Raw genomic sequence first — 16,969 nt, forward strand, 5'->3', positions numbered from 1 at the left:
ATGGATACACCTGGGGGAACACAGTCAGGAGAGCGCATTGTGCCTGCTGGAGAGTTCAAGACCAACTGCCTTCGCCTAATGGATGAAGTGCAGGAGACCGGAGCGGAGATCGTGGTTACCAAACACCGCCGCCCTGTGGTGCGTATCAGCCCGTTCAGACAAGAAGAGCCCAGGTTGGTGGGGTCGTGCAAGGGCCAGCTTCGGATTCTGTCCGATATCGATGCCGAGCCGGCTATCCCCCTAGAAGATTGGGAAGTCATCTCTCACCCAGAGCGATTCCTCAATCCTGAGGAACACGTGTGAGCATTCTGCTGGATACCAACGTCTTGCTGAGGTTGGTCGCCGACAGTCCAGGAATCAGCAGTTCATTCAAATCAGAGGTTGAAACTGTGCTCCCTGAAGGCGGGGTGGTCGTCTCGGCCGCCACATTCATGGAGACCACGCGCCTCCACCACCATGAGCGCATCGACTTGGGCTGCCATCCTTCCTTGTGGCGCCGAGAGCGCCTGCAGGCGGGACTAAGAGAGGTTCCCATTGACGGCGATGTGGCCGTGGAGTCAGTTCTCTTGATGAACTCCGGGTTCCACCGCGACCCAGCCGACCAGCTGATCGTGGCCACCGCCATGCTGGCCGGCATGACCCTGGCAACCACCGACACCCAAATCATCGACTGGGCTCACCAAACCCGCTTGATCTCTCTGGTTGACCCATCAGGCTAGGGAGAAGTGCTGCTCTTTCATCACGATTCGGGCGTGTGGCGTACCGCTCTCACGCCGACAGGCCTCGCTTTTTGAACTCGCTTTGGGCGTACACGATGCCGCCCAAATGCTCGTCGGCCTCGGGGGATGTGGCCAGCCAGGCCACCACCGCTCCGATGGTGGCCGGCTCGCCGCCGGGGTAGGGGAACGATCCTGCGGTGTTGCGGGCCCGGGCGGCCTCGGTGATCACATAACCGGGGTCGATGCTGAAGCAGCGGATGCCGTCGGGGCCGTGCTCCACGTGGATGTGCGGGGTCATGCGGGTGAACGCACCCTTGCTCATGGCGTAGGCCATGCCCCAGCCGCCCTTGCCGATGGGGCCGGGCGGGTCGGTGTAGGCCGAGGCCGAGATCATGTTCACGATGGTTCCGGAGCCCTGCCCCACCATCGCGGCCAGCACCCGCTCAGTGATCGCCATCTGGGCGAACACGTTTCCCTCGAACAGCTTGTGAACCTCGGGCTCTTCCAGGTCCAGGAACGGGGTCATGCTCACTTTGCCCTGGTAGATGGCGTTGTTCACCAGCACATCGAGATGGCCGAAGTGCTCCAGCGCCCCATCGATGCATGCCGTGACGCTTTCTCGGTCCAACAAGTCCATGGTGAACGCCACTCCCTGTTGGCCCTCGGCCTCGATGGCGGCCACCGTGGTGTCGAGTCCGCCGGGAATGGCGAGGTTGGGGTCGTACATGTCGCGGCCGGCTCCGTCCACCAGGGTTCGGGCCGACACAGCCACGTCGAACCCGGCCTGGGCCAGGGCGATGGCGCTGGCTTTTCCGATGCCCCGGCTGGCTCCAGTGACCAGAGCGGTCTTTCGTTCGGTAGCGCTCATCTGGGTCTCTGCCTTTCGGTTGCTCCGACTCGCAGGCATACCGTAGGGCCATGGGTCCGCTTAAGGGAATGCGCATCATCGAGTTGGCCGGCATCGGCCCCACTCCGTTCGCCGGCATGATGCTGTCGGACATGGGTGCCGAGGTCATCCGGGTCGACCGGGTGGGCGGCTCGGGGAACCCGGTGGCCTCGCAATCGGGTCCCATGGAGCGGGGTAAACGCACCGTGGCCTTCGACTTGAAACAGCCCGAAGGAGTGGAAGCAGTGCTCCGTCTGGTCGAGTCGTCCGACGGGCTATTCGAAGGCTTCCGGGCCGGTGTGGCCGAGCGCCTCGGCGTCGGCCCCGATGCATGTCTGGCCCGCAATCCCAAACTGGTCTACGGACGGATGACCGGTTGGGGCCAATCCGGGCCATTGGCCGACCGGGCCGGCCACGACATCAACTACATCTCATTGGCCGGGCCGCTGGCCCACATCGGGCGGACAGGACAGCCACCGTCGGTGCCCCTCAACCTCATCGGCGATTTCGGGGGCGGCTCGGTGTTCTTGGTGCTGGGCATGGTGGCCGCACTGTTGGAAGTGGCGAGGGGTGGTCACGGCCAGGTGGTTGACGCCGCCATGGTGGACGGCGCCGCCTACCTGCTGTCTCCCCTGTACGCAGCCCACGCCAGCGGATTCTGGACCGACGAATACGGGGCCAACTTTTTGGACTCCGGGGCCTACTTCTACGAGGTGTACGGCACTGCCGACGGCAAATGGCTGGCTGTGGGGGCCATCGAGCCCCAGTTCCACGCCGAGTTCATGGCCGGGATCGGCCTGGCCGACGCCGACGATTTGCCCGACCAGATGGACCGGGACCGGTGGCCGGAGATGAAGCAGCGAGTGGGGGAGATCATCGCCACCCGCACCCAGGACGAGTGGGTGGCCGTATTCGATGGCACCGATGCCTGCGTCACCCCGGTGCTGACCATGGGCCAGACCCCGGCCCATCCCCACGCCATGGCCCGCGATTCGTTCTTCCAGTTCGGCGGGGTCACCCAGCCCCGGCCCGCTCCCCGATTTGAAGGCACCCCCTCCGAGCCCGCCACAGCATCGCAACCGGCAGGGGCCGACACTGATGCGGTGCTTGCCGAGTTGGGGTTTTCCGCCGAGGAGGTGGCCACGCTCCGGACGTCGGGCGCCGTGGCTTGAAATGGCGTACCGGTAATTTCGCCGTTTTTGGTGGAACCGTAAGTACCGTTGGGGCGTCGTAGATGGTGATTGGAAAGAGGATGCCATCATGCCCATCTTGAGACTGCTTTTGCCGTTGGTCTTGGCGTGCTTCGTCGCCGCGGCCTGCTCCAGCGACAGCGAGGACAGCGCTCCTTCGGTGGCGGCTACCGAACCCCCTTCTGCTGAGACGACTCAGCCTGCCCAAACCCCTGCACCGGAGCCGACGGAAGCCGAAGACGGACTCTCGACCGCTCAGCAGGAGCTAGCCGACGCGATCTTCACTGCGATGTTGGAAGACGACGAGCGCCCAGCCGCCGTGACCGAAGACCAGGTCCGTTGTTTGGGCGACAGCATCGCCGGTGTCTTCTCCAACGATCGGCTCGGCGAACTGGGCATTACTGGCACACGCGTGATCGAGGCGTATACCGACAGAGGCACTTTTGCCTTGGGCGATGACTACGACATCACCGACAGTGAGGCATCACAAGTAGTGGACCTGTCTTTGCAATGCATGGACTGGCGAACCGTCATCGCTTCGGCAATCACCCTGGAGGGCATTCCGGCGGACCAGGCCAATTGCATTGCATCCGAGCTCTCTGATGAGTCGATTCGCTCTTCGGTGGAGAGCGGGTTGATCTCCCAGTCAGAGGATGATCTCGGGATCGCCCAATCGGAGGCAATGGGGGCGTTGCAAGCTTGTCTCAATGTTCGAGACATGCTCTTTGAAACGTTCATCCAGGATGGCCTTTCCGAGCCGAGCGCCCGCTGCGTTGCCGACGGATTGCCCGATGAGCTGGTCGAGATGATGCTCGAAGGCCCAGATCCCGAAGACGAAGAAGCAGTCTTGGAGATGATGGGTGAGCTTCAGGCACTCCAAAACCGATGCCTGACCCCCGAAGAAATTGAGTCGATGGGTGGGTCGTCTAGCCTCCAGTAGTCGTGAACTGGATTACCACCGAAGAAATCGGCTGACGGGGGATCTGAAAATTGCTCCAGCGCTGGATCATTCCGATTCTCCTTGTTTCCCTTATGGGCGCGGCCTGCTCGAGCGAAGGCGAGGACAGCGCACCGTCCGTTTCGGCAACCCAGGTTCCCGCGGTCCAACCCACTGAGGCGGTTGAAGCCCCTAGGCAGGAGTTGGCCGACACGTTTGCCAAGCTGGTCTTGGAAGACGAACTAGTCACCGCCTTCATGACGCGCGAGGAGATCACTTGCCTGGCCGAGGGAGCATTCACTGTCTTCACTGACGAACGGCTTGGCGAACTGGGACTCAACTCAGAATCGTTTGCCGAGGCATACCAACAACCGGGTTTATTCGTATTCGGGGACTGGTTCGACCTCTCCGATCGTGAGGCGTTCGACCTTGAGAACCTGTCTTTGGGTTGCGTCGACTGGCGGAACTTTGTGGTCAACGTCTTAGTGGCAGAGGGTGAGCCGATGGAACTAGCCGAATGCATCGCCTCCCAAATCTCAGTTGAAGGGCTGCGGGACGTCGTGAGGGACGCGATGGTGGTCGACACAGGAGAAGGATTCGGGGAGGCGCAAGACGAGGTGGCGTCGGCTCTGGCTGCTTGCTACTTGAACGAGCCTTCAACGAGCGTTTCCTAGTTGAACAGCCCGACGGTGCGCTGGCAGCGCTCACCGTTTTCTTATTCCCGGTAGTACACCGCCTCGGGGGTGGCCTCGCCGTCGGTGCTTACCCGGCCGTCGCCTGTCATGGCGATGAGATGGGCCAGCACCGAGCGGGCAGCGGGCTCGTGCAGCTCGGGGGCCACATCGGCGTACATCACCCTCACCATCTCGGTGATGGTCTGCGGCCCGGTGGCCAGGCACTCCAGGATTTGGCGCTCCCGGTCCAGGCGGTGGGCATAGAGGGCTTCCACGAGAGCGTGGGGCTCGTTGACCGGCGGGCCGTGGGTGGGCCAGTACACCCGGTCGTCGGGGTACTCGGCCAAGAGCCTCAGGCTGGCCAGGTAGTCGGTCATGTTGCCGTCGGGCGGGGGGACGATGGTGGTGGACCAGCCCATGATGTGATCGCCGGTGAACACTCCGGCCGCTTCCCGCCAGCGGTAGGCAATGTGGTTGGAGATGTGGCCCGGGGTGTACAGGCACTCGAAGCTCCAACCCGGTCCCTCCACCACATCCCCGTGGACCACCGCCGCGTCGGGGACGAAGCGGAGATCGCCCCTCTCTTCGCTCTTGCCGTCGTCGTCATCGGCAGGCGGATGGGGGCCGAAGCCGTAGGCCGGAGCACCGGTGGCCTCGGCCACCGCCTGTGACGCGGGTGAGTGATCCCGGTGGGTGTGGGTGATGAGCAGGGCTTCTACCTGCTCATCGTCCACCGCGGCCAGGACGGCTTCGATGTGGTCGGCATCGTCTGGGCCGGGATCGACTATGGCCACCCGGCCCTGGCCCACTATGTAGGTGCCGGTACCCCGGTAAGTGAACTTGCCGGGGTTGTTGGCCACCACTCGGCGGAGGCCGGGGGCCATCTCCACCACCGCGCCGTAGTCCACCTCCGGCTCGGTCACAAACGGGATGCTCACCGCCATGGCAGGGCAGTCAGCCTTCCTCAGCGGCCACCTCGCCGGTGGATACGCCCAGGTAGGCGGGCTTCTCGCCCCCGCCGTGAACCTTGATGTTGGCCCCCGACATCCACCGGGCCATGGGCGAGGCCAAGAACAGGCACACGTCGGCCACGTCGTCGGGCTGGCCCATGCGGCCCAAAGCGATGGTCTCGCCCACCGCGGCGATACCCGCCTCGTCGCCGTAGTAGAGATAGGCGTCTTCGGTCACAATCAGCCCCACCGTTACTGTCAGCACCCGGATCTTGGGCCCCCACTCCACCGCCAGCGTCTCGCTCAGGTTCAACAGCCCGGCCTTGGCCGCCCCATAGGCGATCCCCATGGGGTTGGGCCGGATGCCCGATACAGACGAGATGTTGAGGATCACCCCGCCGCTGTCCTGGTTCTGCATCACGGGATACACGGCCTGGCTGAACGCCATTGGGGCCATCAGGTTCAAGGCCACGATCTTCTCGTTGAACCGGGGTGACACCGTGGCCGATTCGGCCGGGGGAGCGCCGCCGGCGTTGTTGATGAGGGTGTCGACCCGCCCGGTGTGTTCCACGGCAGCCTCCACCACGCCGGCGATCTGCTCGGGATCCCGCACGTCGGCGGCCACGAACCGTGCCTCTCGGCCATCGGAGGCCACCGGCTCCTCCGGCGGGCGGCGGGCGCAGATCACCACATCGGCACCCGCAGCCAGGAAGCGGGTGGCCATCCCCCGGCCCAGCCCCTTGGTGCCGCCGGTGATGATGGCGGTCTTGCCGGTGAAATCGAGGTCATCCATTGCTGCCAGTGTGCCTTATGGAGGCTGCTGGGACCATGACCGCGCCGAAGGAGGCTGTTCTGCCAGCAAACCTGCACCGACTGTGTCGGGCACGGGGTGGGCGGGACCTGTTCTGCCAGTGTGGGCCGGGTCACAGGAGCGGGCTATCGTCGCCGCCATGGTCGACAAGCGGATGACCGAAGACGAAGTCGTCTCCGAGCTCAAGGACGGGATGACCATCGGCATCGGCGGCTGGGGATCCCGGCGCAAGCCCATGTCGCTGGTACGGGCCATTCTGCGCTCCGATCTGAAAGACCTCACCCTGGTGGCCTACGGAGGACCCGACATCGGGCTGCTGTGCGCGGCGGGCAAGGTGCGCCGGGCGGTGTACGGGTTTGTATCGCTGGACTCCATCCCACTGGAGCCCCACTTCCGCCAGGCCCGCCAGAGCGGGGCCATCGAGTTCACCGAACTGGACGAGGGCGCCTTCTACCTGGGGCTTCTGGCCGCCTCACACCGGGTTCCGTTCTATCCCACCCGGGCCGGTCTGGGCTCCGACATGCTGATGATGAACCCCGAGCTGCGCACGGTGACCTCGCCCTATGACGACGGGGAGGAGCTGGTGGCCATCCCCGCCTTCAAGCTCGACGCCGCGTTGATCCACATGAACCGGGCCGACGCCGCCGGCAACGGCCAGTTCTTGGGGCCCGACCTGTACTTCGACGACCTGTTTGCCATGGCCGCCGACAAGACCTACCTGAGCACCGAGAAGATCGTGCCCACCGAGAGCCTTCTCGACGAGGGATCGGTACACACGCTTCGCATCCAGCGCATCTTCACCGACGGCGTGGTGGAGGCCCCGCGAGGGGCGCACTTCACCGAGTGCCCTCCCGACTACGGGCGCGACGAGGCCTTCCAGCGGGAGTACGCCGCCACCGCCCGCGACCCCGAGGCGTGGGAGGCATTCCGTGCAACTTACCTAGACGCTCCCTCCCATGCGGACTACTTGAAGGCGCTGGAGGCCCGGTCATGAGCAGCATCACCGAAGCAACCATCGACGAGATCTGTGTAGTGGCCTGTGCCGAGGCCTTCCGGGGTGACGGCGAGATCCTGTGCAACCCCATCGGCACCGTGCCCATCGTGGGCGGCCGCTTGGCCCGGGCCACCTTCGAGCCCGATCTGGTGTACACCGACACCGTAGCGGTGCTGCCCGCCAACGACTTCCCGGTGGGCGATCCCGACGCCCCCAAGGTGGTGGAGTCGTGGGTGCCCTACCGCACCGTGTTCGACATCGTGTGGTCGGGCAAGCGCCATGTATTGATGGGGGCCAGCCAGATCGACCAGTGGGGCAACCAGAACATCGCCGCCATAGGCGACTTCCGCCAGCCCAAAGCCCAGCTCCTCGGCTTGCGGGGCGCCCCGGGCAACCTGGTCAACCACACCACTAGTTACTGGGTGCCCAACCACTCCACCCGCTCGTTTGTGGCCTCAGTGGACGTGGTGTCGGGGCCGGGGTACGACCGGATGCGGGCGCTCGGCTCGCCGAGCAACCGCTTCCACGAGGTGCGCCGGGTGGTGTCCAACCTGGGAGTTTTCGACTTCCAGACCGACGACAGCCGCATGAGGATCGCCTCGCTCCACCCCGGTGTGACCGTGGAGCAGGTGATCGAGGCCACGGCATTCGAGCTGGCCGGCGCCGACGACGTGGCCGAGACCCGGCTGCCCACCGACGAGGAGCTACGCCTGATTCGCGAGGTGCTCGATCCCGGTGGTGCCCGGAAAGCCGAGTTCCGCTGAGCCTCTGATGAGCGCCGATCCTCGCCTCCAAACCCGGGCGTGCGAGCTGTTCGGGGTGGAGTACCCCATCATCCAAACCGGAATGGGCTGGGTATCAGGCGCCCGGCTGACCGCAGCCACCTCCAACGCCGGTGGCCTGGGCATCATTGCCGCCGCGCCGCTCACCTTTGATCAGATGGTCGAGACCATCGACGCGGTGGCTGCGGCCACCGACCGGCCCTTCGGCGTGAACCTCCGCACCGATGCCGCCGACATCGACCGCCGGGTGGACCACATAATCGCGGCGCAAATCCCAGTGGCCAGCTTCGCCCAGGCCCCCGGCGAGGCCATCGTCAAGAAGCTGAAGGACGCCGGAGTAGTAGTGGTGCCCACCATCGGAGCGCCCCGCCACGCCGAGAAGGTGGCCGCTTGGGGAGTCGACGCGGTGATCGCCCAAGGGGCCGAAGGCGGAGGCCACACTGGCCCCATCGCCACAACGCTGCTGCTACCTGCGGTGATCGACACCGTGGACATCCCGGTCATCGCCGCCGGCGGCATGGTGGACGGCCGCTCGCTGGCCGCGGCCCTGGCCTTTGGGGCCGACGGCGTGGCCATGGGCACCCGCTTTCTGCTGTCGTCCGACAGCGACGTGCCCGACCACGTGAAGGCCGTTTACCTCGACACCAAGCTCACCGGCACAGTGGTAACCACCGCAGTAGACGGCGTTCCCCAGCGAGTGATCAACACCAGTGTGATCTCCCGGTTGGAGCGGTCGGGACCGCTGTCTTTCATCCGGGCCGCCCGCAACGCACTCAAGTTCCGAGCCCTCACCGGGGTGAGCTACCGACAGCTCCTGTCCGAGGGATTGGCCATGCGCCGCAGTCTCAACCTCACCTGGGCCCAGATGGCCATGGCAGCCAACGCCCCCATGATGACCAAGGCCGCCATGGTCGACGGCCACCCCGAGGTCGGCATCCTCCCCACCGGCCAAGTGGTGGGCAGCATCGACGCCCTCCCCAGTTGCCAGGAGATCATCGACTCCATCGTCGCCGAAGCTGTAGAGGTCTTGGACCGCCTGGCCGGTTCGGGCCCAACGCCGAACGATCCCTAGAGTTCTGCGCTGATGGACCTGTCGTTCACGTCGACGGAAGAGGAGTTCCGGGAGGAGGCCCGCACCTGGTTGGCCGAGAACGTGCCAGGCGAGCCGCTGGCCTCCATGGACACCCCGGACGGCTTCGAGGAGCACCGGGCTTGGGAGCACATCTTGTTCGACGCCGGGTGGGCGGTGGTGTCGTGGCCTGAGCGCTACGGCGGCCGGGAAGCGTCGCTGGTGGAGTGGCTCATCTTCGAGGAGGAGTACTGGGCGTCGGGGGCGCCGGGACGGGTTTCGTCCAACGGGGTGAGTCTTTTGGCCCCCACCATCTTCGATTTCGGCACGCCTGAACAGCAGGACCGCTTCCTGCGGCCCATGGCCCGGGGCGACGAGATCTGGGCCCAGGGCTGGTCGGAGCCCGACGCCGGCTCCGACCTGGCCGGGATCAAGACCAAAGCGCAGCGCGACGGCGAGTACTTTGTGATCGACGGCCAGAAAACCTGGTGTTCTCGGGGTGCATTCGCCGACTGGTTCTTCTGTTTGGTGCGCACCGATCCCGACTCCGAGCGGCACGCCGGATTGAGCTATCTGCTGGTTCCGGCCGATACCGAGGGGCTCGAGGCCCGGGCCATCGGTCGCCTGGACGGCGAGCCCGGTTTCGCTGAGCTTTTCTTCGACGGCGCCCGGGTACACGAGCGCTACCTGCTGGGCGGCGAGGGCGAGGGCTGGGCCGTGGCTATGGCCACTACCGGCAGTGAGCGGGGGCTGAACCTGCGGGCGCCGGGCCGGTTTATGGCCGCGGCCGACCGTTTGGTGGGCCTCTACCAGGAGCAGGCCGACAGCCAAGGGCCCGACCTGGGCCGCCGGGATCAGGTGGTGAGCGCCTGGATGGGGGCCCAGGCCTATCGCTGGCAGACCTATGCCACCGAGGCCCGGTTGCGGGGCGGTGCCCCCATCGGCTCGGAGGCCAGCTTCATGAAGGTGCTGTGGTCGGAGCTGGATGTGGAGCTGCACGCCACCGCCCTGCGGCTGCTGGGCCGTGACGGGGAACGGGCCGACATCTCGTGGATGGACGGCTATGTGTTCGCACTGTCGGGCCCGATCTACGCCGGCACTAACGAGATCCAGAGAAACATCATCTCTGAGCGAGTTCTAGGGCTTCCGAGGCGGTAGACGTGGATTTCTCGTTCAGCGACGACCAGATCATGTTCCAAGAGGCGGTGCGCGATCTCCTGGCCAACGAATGTCCGCCGGAGGTGGTGAGATCGGCTTGGGAGAACGACACCGGCCGAACCGACGGCCTGTGGGGCGCGCTGGCCGAGATGGGCGTGGTGGGCATGACCGCCCCTGAGTCGGCGGGCGGATTGGGGATGGACGAGACCGACCTGGTGCTGCTTCTGGAGGAGGCCGGACGGGCTGCATTGCCCGAGCCCCTGCTGGAGCACACCGCAGTGGGCATTCCCACCCTGGCCGAGGCGGGCGGCGCCATTGCCGAAGCCTGGTTGGAGCAGGCCGTAGCAGGGGAGGCCACCTTGGGCGCAGGCTCCGATGGGGGTTATGCGGTGGGGGCGGGGACCAGCGATTTGGTGCTGCTCATCGGCGACCAGGTTCGGGCCGTTCCGGTAGCAGGAGCGTCGCTGGTGGAGCATCAGTCGGTGGACTGGTCCCGTCGCCTGTTCGAGGTTGTCGGCGATGAGGTGGTGCTGGATGCCGATCCTGGGCTGGCCTTCGACCGGGCCGCCGGGGCCGCTGCCGCCCAGTGCGTGGGCGTAGCCCAGCACTTGCTGGACGCCACCGTGGAGTACGTGGCTCAGCGCTATCAGTTCGGCAAGCCGGTGGGCAGCTACCAGGCGGTCAAGCACCACCTGGCCAACGCCGCCCTCAAGATCGAGTTCGCCCGCCCTACGGCCCGCCATGCCGCCTGGTGCATCGCCGCCGGCGACCCCGACCGCAGCCGGGATGTGTCGCTGGCCAAGGCTTTGGCCTCTGAGGCGGTGGACTTGGCCGCCCGCACCGCCCTCCAGTGCCACGGCGCCATCGGCTACACATTCGAATACGACCTGCATCTGTGGATGAAGCGGGGCTGGGCCCTGTCGGCCGCTTGGGGCGACGCCGCCTGGCACCGCAACCGAATCACCGCCGCCCTGGGCATCTGAATTGAGCGCCATCCCTGTTGAGGCACTATCGGTTGGATCCACCCGCTCTGGAGTAGCGTGGCGGAGATGAGCACTGAGGGGGCCACTGCGGTGGCCGATCGCCCCGCCGAGTCGGGCCGGCCTCTCTTGGCCGTGGAAGGGGTCACGGTTCGCTTCGGTGGCGTGGTGGCGGTGGACAACGTGTCTATGTCGGTGCCGTCCGGCCAGGTCAGGGGCCTTATCGGTCCCAACGGCGCGGGCAAGACCACCCTGTTCGACAGCATCACGGGTGTGAACACCCCGGCCGCCGGCTCCATCCGCTTGGAGGGCGAGGAGCTGACCGGCCGTCCGGCTACTTGGCGGGCCCGTCGGGGTATCCGCCGGACCTTCCAGCGTCAGCAGCCTTTCGGATGGCTGTCGGTGGCCGACAACGTGCTGTCGGCCCTGGAATGGGAAGGGGGTGGGGGCGGAATCACCGCCGACCTGATTGCTCTTCCCGCCCGCCGCCGCATCGAGGCGAAGCGGCGTGAGCGGGTAGACCAAGTGCTGGAATTGTGCGGCCTGACCGACATCAAAGACACGCCGGCGGGGGAGCTGCCCATCGCCCGAGCCCGCATGGTGGAGCTGGGTCGAGCCATCGTGTCCCGTCCCAAACTGCTGTTGCTGGACGAGCCCACCTCCGGTATTGAGCACGAGGAGGCTGAACATCTCGGCCAGATCATCCAGACCATCCGGTCTGAGGACCAATGCTCGGTGCTGCTGGTGGAGCACGACGTGGCCTTCGTGATGGCTCAGTGCGACCTGATCACCGTGCTGAACCTGGGCCTGGTAATCGGCGAGGGCTCGCCCGAGGAGGTCCGCAACAACTCGGCCGTGCGCGACGCGTACCTGGGTTAGCAGTAGCCAGCTATGCAGACTTTCTCTTCCTCCACTCCGATCGCGGCCCCTCGGGAGATCGCTTGGGAGGTTATGACCAGCCACGAGCTCTACGCCCGATGGACACCCGCTTCCCGGGTCGACCTGGAAATCGAGGGATCACCCGAGCCCAACGGCGTGGGGGCGGTCCGGGCATTCCGCACCGGCCCGGTGAGCACTCGTGAGGAGGTCACCGTTTTCGAGCCGCCCCATCGCATGGTCTATCGGTTGCTGAGCGCGCCGCTGCCGATACGAAACTACCGCTCCGAGATGATTCTGGTGGGCGACGATGGGGGCGATAGCTGCGAGCTTCACTGGGATTCCTGGTTCGACGTCGTCATTCCTCTGACCGGCGGGATTCTGCGAAATTTCATGGCGTCGGCGGTAGCGAAAATGGCTGCCGGCATCGCTGAGGAGGCTCAGAGCCGAGCCCAATCGGCGTGAGCGAATCGGGACGGCTGGCTGCGCCCAACTTGCTGCCTCCCGCGCTGGACGTGCGATACGACGTCGACGATCTCGGCCACCCCACCGTGACCGCGGTGGTGTGCTTGGGCGAGGATTATCAGGGGCCGCCCGGCGCCGTCCACGGCGGCTACCTGGCCGCCATGTTCGACAACCTGCTGGGGGTGCTGCCCTACCGCCTGACCGGGCAACGGGGAGCATTCACCGGCCGGCTCACCGTGCGCTATCGGGCCCTCACCCCGCTCAACTCCGAACTGGTTCTCACCGGCCGGTTGACCGGCGTCCGCAGCCGGCGGGTCACCGCCGCGGGCCAGTGCCATGCCGGGGGTGTGCTCACCGCCGAGGCCGAGGCCCTGTTCGTCCGCCCTGCTGCCGAGGGGCCATGACCGAGTCAGGCGCCCTGTTCGTCCGTTCCATGTCCGCTGGCCCATGACCGAGTCAGACGCCCGGCCGGTGGTGGTGATGCTGTGTACCGGCAACGCCGCCCGATCCGTGATGGCCACCGTCATCGGACGGGCCCGCACCGACGCCGTGCGATTTGTGGGCGCCGGCACCCACAGCATCGAGGGCCTGCCCATGAGCGGGCGAACCCGGCGGGCGCTGGAGTCGCTGGGACTGGCCGACGGCAGCCACCGAAGCCACCAGCTGACCGCTGCCGACGCCCGAGGCGCCGATCTCATCGTGGCCTTCGCCCCCGAGCACGTGGACTATGTGCGCCGAGTCCACCCCGAAGCCGCGGCCCGCACCGCCACCATCAAGCGCCTCGTCGACGAGTTGCCGTCCGGCCCCGAGCCGTTAGCCCAGCGGGTAGCCGCCCTCAACCTGGCCGATGCCCCGGTGCCCTACGGCGAGGAGGTGGTGGACCCCGGCGGCTTTGATGAAGACATCTTCATCGCCTGCGCCCAAGAGATCGACTCGCTGATGGACCGACTCTTGCCACTTCTCTGAAGCTGGATACCATCGCAGCCGATGGATATTCGATTCTCCGCAGAAGAGATCGCGTTCCGCGACGAGCTGCGCGACTGGCTCGGCGAGGTGCTGCCGACGCTGGGCGATCCTCCCGACCGCGACGATTGGACCGCTCGCCGGGAATGGGACATGGGCTGGCAGCGCAAGCTCTACGACGCCGGATACGCGGGCATCAACTGGCCGTCGGAGTTCGGCGGCCGGGGCTCCACTCCCACTGAGCACCTGATCTTTCTGGAGGAGACCACCAGGATGGGCGCGCCGTACGTGGGGATGAACTTCGTCGCCCAGCTCCACGCCGGCCCCACCCTCATACTGGAGGCCACTGCCGAGCAGCAGGCCCGCCACTTGCCCGCCATGTTGAAGGGCGAGGAGGTGTGGTGCCAGGGGTTCTCTGAGCCCAACGCCGGGTCCGACCTGGCCTCGCTGTCCACCCGGGCCATCCGCGACGGCGACCACTACGTGGTTACCGGCCAGAAGATCTGGACCTCGTTCGGCCATGTGGCCGACTACTGCGAGCTATTGGTGCGCACCGACCCCGAGGCGCCCAAGCACCGGGGCATCACCTGGCTGATCTGCCCCATGGACCTGCCCGGCATCGAGGTGCGGCCCATTACCACCGTGGCCGGGTCCAGCGAGTTCTGCGAGGTGTTCTTCGACGAGGTCCGCATCCCGGTGGAGAACCGGGTGGGAGACGAGAACGACGGCTGGCGGGTGGCCATGGTCACCTTCAGCTTCGAGCGCGGCACCGCCTTCATCAGCGAGCTGCTGGGCACGATGAACCAGCTTGCCGAGATGGCCGAATTGGCCCGCAGCGTTCCGCGCAATGGTTCCACCGCCTGGGGTGACGACGAGATTCGCCGGGAGATCGGCCATCTCCAGGCCGAATACGACGCCCTGTGGGCGCTCACCAAGCGGGTTGTTTCGCAGGCCCAGCGCACGGGGATGCCCGGCCCCGGTGGTTCGGTGTTCAAGCTCTACTACGCGGAGGTCAAAAAGCGGATGGCCGACTTGGCCCATCGCATGCTCGAGCGGGACGCCCTCGTGCTTGCGCACGACGTTGGCGACGAGCAGACCGGCGGCGACATGGTGGCCAGCCGTTTGTACGTGCTCAGCCTGTCGATCGCGGCGGGAACCTCCCAGATCCAAAAGAACATCATCGGCGAGCGCATCCTGGGCTTGCCCAAGGAGCGGTAGGCATGGACTTCCGGCCAATAGAGCACTCTCAGGACCAGTCCAAGGAGCAGTAGGAATGGACTTCGAGCTAACCGATGACCAAGTTGCCCTGTGCGACGGCATCCGGGACTTGTGCCAGGGACGCTTCGACATCGACACCGTGCGGGGATTGGCCGACTGCGGCGGGGTGGATCGCCGACTCTGGGGTGAGTTGGCCGACACCGGCGTGTTCTCGCTGGTGGTGCCCGAGGAAGAAGGCGGGGTGGGGCTGGGCTGGGCCGAGGCCGGGCTGGTGTTCGAGCAACTGGGCCGAGCCCTGGTGCCCGGACCGCTGGTGGGCACGCTGTTGGCCTCGGGGGTGACAGACGACGCGGTGGTCGGCTTCATCGAGCGCACCGACGGGCCCGCGTTGGTGGAGTACCCCGATGTGCTCGATGCCCTGTTGGTGATTGACCGGGAGGGCGTGTGGCGGGTGGACGCCGCCGAGCTGTCGGTGGAGCCGGCCCAGTCGGTGGACCCGCTGACCCCGGTGGGCCGGGTGGCCGAACTGCCCCAGGGTGAAGAGGTTGACGGCTGCTACGGCTGGGCCAACCGGGCGGTGTTCTTGAGCTCGGCCCTCCAAGTGGGGCTGGCAACGGGCGCTCGAGAGCTAGCCGTGGCCTATGCGCAAGAGCGCCAGCAGTTCGGCAAGCCCATCGGCCAGTTCCAGGCCATCAAGCACATGTGCGCCGACATGTACAGCCGCGAAGAAGTAGCCCGAGCCGCCCTGTACTACGCCAGTTGCGTGCTCGACGCTCCCGAACTTGCCGACGAGGACCGGGCGGTGTCAGGCGCCCGCATCCTGGCCGCTGAGGCCGCCGACCACAACGGCAAAGACTGCGTGCAGGTCCACGGCGGCATGGGCTTCACATGGGAGATCGACGCCCACCTCTACCTCAAGCGGGCTTGGGCGCTCACCCCCTGTTTCGGATCGCTCGACGAGCACGCCGAGCGGATCGCCGCGATGGTCTAAAGGTCTGCGGCGGGGGACTACGGGGAAAACCGAAAGACCACGTTGTCCCGGGAGGCAAGGGTGTCGTCGGGGTTCAGGTGCTCGATGATGGATATCCTCCCTGAACCGCAATCCCCGTACGCATCGCAGTTGATGTCGCCGATGAGTCCCTGGTAGTCGGCAACCTGGTTGAGGTACTGGCGGATTCCCGCCCTATCGATTACCAGTTCGCGGCCTTCAATGCGAGATGCGGCGGTGACGGCATCGAGCAGCAGCGTTGTGGCGTCGTAGGCGTGAGCCCAGAAGGCCCGGTGGGGCGGCGACCCCGTTTTGATTGAGAACCGTTCGGCTGCTTGGTCGGCGTCCACGCCGGTGGCCTGGTTGGCATTGCCGCCGAAGTCGAGGTCGGGACCGGAGACGAACACCCCCCGTGAGGAGTCCAAGGCCAAGAATGCGTCGTGCAGAACGCCGTCGCCCGACGCCAGCACCGTGTCCTCGAAGTCTCCATTGCGTCTCAAGGCCTCGATGAACTCGGCCGCCGTGTCTTGGGTGAGCGGGAAGTACAGCGCATCGGGATTGCCGGCGGCTAGACGGGTCAGCATCTCGGCCAGGTCAGACGCGTCCGAGTTGACCTCCACGAAGTCGGTTACGGTGCCGCCGCTGCGCTCGAACGAGGAGCGGAATGCCTGGGCCAGCCCTCGGGTATAGGCGTCGCCCTCGTGGACAATCGCCGCGCTTTGCGCCCCGAGCGTGTCGTGCAGGAAGGAGGACACCGCCTCACCCTGGTAAAGGTCGTTGTGAGACGTGCGGTAGTACCCCGGCTGATAGTGCTCGGCCGGCGTGCCGGCCAGGTCAGAGGTGAGGGCCGGCGAGCTGTTCGACATGGAGATCACCACCAGCCCCTCTGCGGTGATCAACGGCACCGCGGTGGTGGCGGTCGACGAGCAGGATGTGCCGATCACCCCCACCACGCCGTCATCGGCCAACGCGGCCTCGGCAACTCTTTGACCTTCATCGGCTGAGCACCCGTCGTGGATGCCCTCGCCGAGCCCGACGGTGAATTCGCCATGGATCGGCCCGTAGTCATCGATGGCCATCTCCACGATGTTGATGTAGTCGCGGGCGCCGGCGCCCATGTCCTCGAAGGAGCTGATCGAGCGGATTTGGACGGAGTCGCCCCGGCCCACGGTGACCGTGCCGAGGGTGCCGTCGCCGATGGCGGGGGTGTCGGCATCGCTGCACGCGGCTAACAGCAGCGCGGCCAGCAGTATCGATATCGCAGCGGGAACAAGTCGGTTGACCATGGGCAGTTTCTAGTCGATTGTCA

The 16,969-nt window shown here is 66.1% G+C and carries 20 protein-coding genes; 16 read left to right on the forward strand and 4 right to left on the reverse strand.

Annotated features, from left to right (window positions below; all coding sequences use genetic code 11):
• The gene (locus ACOQPI_RS10135; RefSeq protein ID WP_420619534.1) at positions 1-303 is read left to right on the forward strand and encodes a type II toxin-antitoxin system Phd/YefM family antitoxin; all 303 of its coding nucleotides are present in this window, start codon (positions 1-3) and stop codon (positions 301-303) included.
• Positions 300-719: a type II toxin-antitoxin system VapC family toxin gene (locus ACOQPI_RS10140; protein ID WP_420619535.1), complete on the forward strand. Its 420-nt coding sequence runs from the start codon at positions 300-302 to the stop codon at positions 717-719. Before ACOQPI_RS10135 ends, ACOQPI_RS10140 begins: the two co-directional genes overlap by 4 nt.
• 49 nt (positions 720-768) lie before the next feature.
• Here the strand turns inward: ACOQPI_RS10140 and ACOQPI_RS10145 are convergent, their stop codons facing one another.
• The gene (locus tag ACOQPI_RS10145; protein WP_420619536.1) at positions 769-1,587 is read right to left on the reverse strand and encodes an SDR family NAD(P)-dependent oxidoreductase; all 819 of its coding nucleotides are present in this window, start codon (positions 1,585-1,587) and stop codon (positions 769-771) included.
• A gap of 50 nt (positions 1,588-1,637) precedes the next feature.
• Here ACOQPI_RS10145 and ACOQPI_RS10150 point away from each other — a divergent pair, with 50 nt between their 5' ends.
• The 3 genes from ACOQPI_RS10150 to ACOQPI_RS10160 all read left to right on the forward strand — a co-directional run bounded on the left by ACOQPI_RS10150 (position 1,638) and on the right by ACOQPI_RS10160 (position 4,406).
• Positions 1,638-2,777 carry a CaiB/BaiF CoA transferase family protein gene (locus tag ACOQPI_RS10150; protein ID WP_420619537.1) on the forward strand — a complete coding sequence of 380 codons (1,140 nt, stop codon included), beginning with the start codon at positions 1,638-1,640 and terminating at the stop codon, positions 2,775-2,777.
• Between the two features lie 88 nt (positions 2,778-2,865).
• The gene (locus ACOQPI_RS10155) at positions 2,866-3,735 is read left to right on the forward strand and encodes a hypothetical protein (protein WP_420619538.1); all 870 of its coding nucleotides are present in this window, start codon (positions 2,866-2,868) and stop codon (positions 3,733-3,735) included.
• 200 nt (positions 3,736-3,935) lie between these two features.
• Positions 3,936-4,406 carry a hypothetical protein gene (locus tag ACOQPI_RS10160; RefSeq protein WP_420619539.1) on the forward strand — a complete coding sequence of 157 codons (471 nt, stop codon included), beginning with the start codon at positions 3,936-3,938 and terminating at the stop codon, positions 4,404-4,406.
• Between the two features lie 41 nt (positions 4,407-4,447).
• On the opposite strand, the gene ACOQPI_RS10165 is transcribed toward ACOQPI_RS10160, so the two are convergent.
• Positions 4,448-5,350 (reverse strand): MBL fold metallo-hydrolase, encoded by a 903-nt coding sequence (locus ACOQPI_RS10165; RefSeq protein ID WP_420619540.1) that lies wholly within the window; start codon positions 5,348-5,350, stop codon positions 4,448-4,450.
• Positions 5,351-5,360: 10 nt separating this feature from the next.
• The gene (locus ACOQPI_RS10170; protein WP_420619541.1) at positions 5,361-6,149 is read right to left on the reverse strand and encodes an SDR family oxidoreductase; all 789 of its coding nucleotides are present in this window, start codon (positions 6,147-6,149) and stop codon (positions 5,361-5,363) included.
• Positions 6,150-6,306: 157 nt separating this feature from the next.
• On the opposite strand from ACOQPI_RS10170, the gene ACOQPI_RS10175 reads away from it, so the two are divergent.
• The 11 genes from ACOQPI_RS10175 (at position 6,307) to ACOQPI_RS10225 (ending at position 15,663) form a co-directional block, all read left to right on the forward strand.
• Positions 6,307-7,161: a CoA transferase subunit A gene (locus ACOQPI_RS10175; RefSeq protein ID WP_420619542.1), complete on the forward strand. Its 855-nt coding sequence runs from the start codon at positions 6,307-6,309 to the stop codon at positions 7,159-7,161.
• Positions 7,162-7,166: 5 nt separating this feature from the next.
• On the forward strand, positions 7,167-7,925 hold the full coding sequence (locus tag ACOQPI_RS10180; RefSeq protein ID WP_420621021.1) for a CoA-transferase subunit beta: 759 nt from the start codon (positions 7,167-7,169) through the stop codon (positions 7,923-7,925).
• Positions 7,926-7,932: 7 nt separating this feature from the next.
• The gene (locus tag ACOQPI_RS10185) at positions 7,933-9,015 is read left to right on the forward strand and encodes an NAD(P)H-dependent flavin oxidoreductase (protein ID WP_420619543.1); all 1,083 of its coding nucleotides are present in this window, start codon (positions 7,933-7,935) and stop codon (positions 9,013-9,015) included.
• 12 nt (positions 9,016-9,027) lie between these two features.
• The gene (locus ACOQPI_RS10190; RefSeq protein ID WP_420619544.1) at positions 9,028-10,170 is read left to right on the forward strand and encodes an acyl-CoA dehydrogenase family protein; all 1,143 of its coding nucleotides are present in this window, start codon (positions 9,028-9,030) and stop codon (positions 10,168-10,170) included.
• Positions 10,171-10,172: 2 nt separating this feature from the next.
• A complete protein-coding gene (locus ACOQPI_RS10195) occupies positions 10,173-11,153 on the forward strand; it encodes an acyl-CoA dehydrogenase family protein (RefSeq protein WP_420619545.1) in 981 nt (326 codons plus the stop codon).
• Between the two features lie 66 nt (positions 11,154-11,219).
• Positions 11,220-12,029, forward strand: coding sequence for an ABC transporter ATP-binding protein (locus ACOQPI_RS10200; protein ID WP_420619546.1), 810 nt, complete (start codon positions 11,220-11,222; stop codon positions 12,027-12,029).
• Between the two features lie 12 nt (positions 12,030-12,041).
• The gene (locus ACOQPI_RS10205) at positions 12,042-12,491 is read left to right on the forward strand and encodes an SRPBCC family protein (protein ID WP_420619547.1); all 450 of its coding nucleotides are present in this window, start codon (positions 12,042-12,044) and stop codon (positions 12,489-12,491) included.
• Positions 12,488-12,895 carry a PaaI family thioesterase gene (locus ACOQPI_RS10210; RefSeq protein WP_420619548.1) on the forward strand — a complete coding sequence of 136 codons (408 nt, stop codon included), beginning with the start codon at positions 12,488-12,490 and terminating at the stop codon, positions 12,893-12,895. Before ACOQPI_RS10205 ends, ACOQPI_RS10210 begins: the two co-directional genes overlap by 4 nt.
• A 43-nt stretch (positions 12,896-12,938) precedes the next feature.
• Positions 12,939-13,457 carry a hypothetical protein gene (locus tag ACOQPI_RS10215; RefSeq protein ID WP_420619549.1) on the forward strand — a complete coding sequence of 173 codons (519 nt, stop codon included), beginning with the start codon at positions 12,939-12,941 and terminating at the stop codon, positions 13,455-13,457.
• A gap of 21 nt (positions 13,458-13,478) precedes the next feature.
• Positions 13,479-14,672, forward strand: a complete 1,194-nt coding sequence (locus ACOQPI_RS10220; RefSeq protein WP_420619550.1) for an acyl-CoA dehydrogenase family protein — start codon at positions 13,479-13,481, stop codon at positions 14,670-14,672.
• A 55-nt stretch (positions 14,673-14,727) separates the two neighbouring features.
• The gene (locus ACOQPI_RS10225) at positions 14,728-15,663 is read left to right on the forward strand and encodes an acyl-CoA dehydrogenase family protein (protein WP_420619551.1); all 936 of its coding nucleotides are present in this window, start codon (positions 14,728-14,730) and stop codon (positions 15,661-15,663) included.
• Positions 15,664-15,680: 17 nt separating this feature from the next.
• Here ACOQPI_RS10225 and ACOQPI_RS10230 read toward each other — a convergent pair whose 3' ends face one another.
• Entirely contained in the window at positions 15,681-16,946 is a 1,266-nt protein-coding gene (locus ACOQPI_RS10230; RefSeq protein WP_420619552.1) for a branched-chain amino acid ABC transporter substrate-binding protein, read from the reverse strand.
• Between the last annotated feature and the right edge of the window lie 23 nt (positions 16,947-16,969).

Source organism: Candidatus Poriferisocius sp. (assembly GCF_965219815.1).
In the GTDB taxonomy this organism is placed as follows: domain Bacteria; phylum Actinomycetota; class Acidimicrobiia; order Acidimicrobiales; family Bin134; genus Poriferisocius.

Excerpts from the sequence above, each read along its gene's own strand:
- ACOQPI_RS10225 (WP_420619551.1), top strand. The coding sequence starts at position 14,728 with ATGGACTTCGAGCTAACCGATGACCAAGTTGCCCTGTGCGACGGCATC.
- ACOQPI_RS10170 (WP_420619541.1), bottom strand. The coding sequence starts at position 6,149 with ATGGATGACCTCGATTTCACCGGCAAGACCGCCATCATCACCGGCGGC.
- ACOQPI_RS10155 (WP_420619538.1), top strand. The coding sequence starts at position 2,866 with ATGCCCATCTTGAGACTGCTTTTGCCGTTGGTCTTGGCGTGCTTCGTC.
- ACOQPI_RS10175 (WP_420619542.1), top strand. The coding sequence starts at position 6,307 with ATGGTCGACAAGCGGATGACCGAAGACGAAGTCGTCTCCGAGCTCAAG.
- ACOQPI_RS10185 (WP_420619543.1), top strand. The coding sequence starts at position 7,933 with ATGAGCGCCGATCCTCGCCTCCAAACCCGGGCGTGCGAGCTGTTCGGG.
- ACOQPI_RS10145 (WP_420619536.1), bottom strand. The coding sequence starts at position 1,587 with ATGAGCGCTACCGAACGAAAGACCGCTCTGGTCACTGGAGCCAGCCGG.
- ACOQPI_RS10215 (WP_420619549.1), top strand. The coding sequence starts at position 12,939 with ATGACCGAGTCAGACGCCCGGCCGGTGGTGGTGATGCTGTGTACCGGC.
- ACOQPI_RS10165 (WP_420619540.1), bottom strand. The coding sequence starts at position 5,350 with ATGGCGGTGAGCATCCCGTTTGTGACCGAGCCGGAGGTGGACTACGGC.
- ACOQPI_RS10230 (WP_420619552.1), bottom strand. The coding sequence starts at position 16,946 with ATGGTCAACCGACTTGTTCCCGCTGCGATATCGATACTGCTGGCCGCG.
- ACOQPI_RS10135 (WP_420619534.1), top strand. The coding sequence starts at position 1 with ATGGATACACCTGGGGGAACACAGTCAGGAGAGCGCATTGTGCCTGCT.
- ACOQPI_RS10220 (WP_420619550.1), top strand. The coding sequence starts at position 13,479 with ATGGATATTCGATTCTCCGCAGAAGAGATCGCGTTCCGCGACGAGCTG.
- ACOQPI_RS10190 (WP_420619544.1), top strand. The coding sequence starts at position 9,028 with ATGGACCTGTCGTTCACGTCGACGGAAGAGGAGTTCCGGGAGGAGGCC.
- ACOQPI_RS10200 (WP_420619546.1), top strand. The coding sequence starts at position 11,220 with ATGAGCACTGAGGGGGCCACTGCGGTGGCCGATCGCCCCGCCGAGTCG.
- ACOQPI_RS10205 (WP_420619547.1), top strand. The coding sequence starts at position 12,042 with ATGCAGACTTTCTCTTCCTCCACTCCGATCGCGGCCCCTCGGGAGATC.
- ACOQPI_RS10150 (WP_420619537.1), top strand. The coding sequence starts at position 1,638 with ATGGGTCCGCTTAAGGGAATGCGCATCATCGAGTTGGCCGGCATCGGC.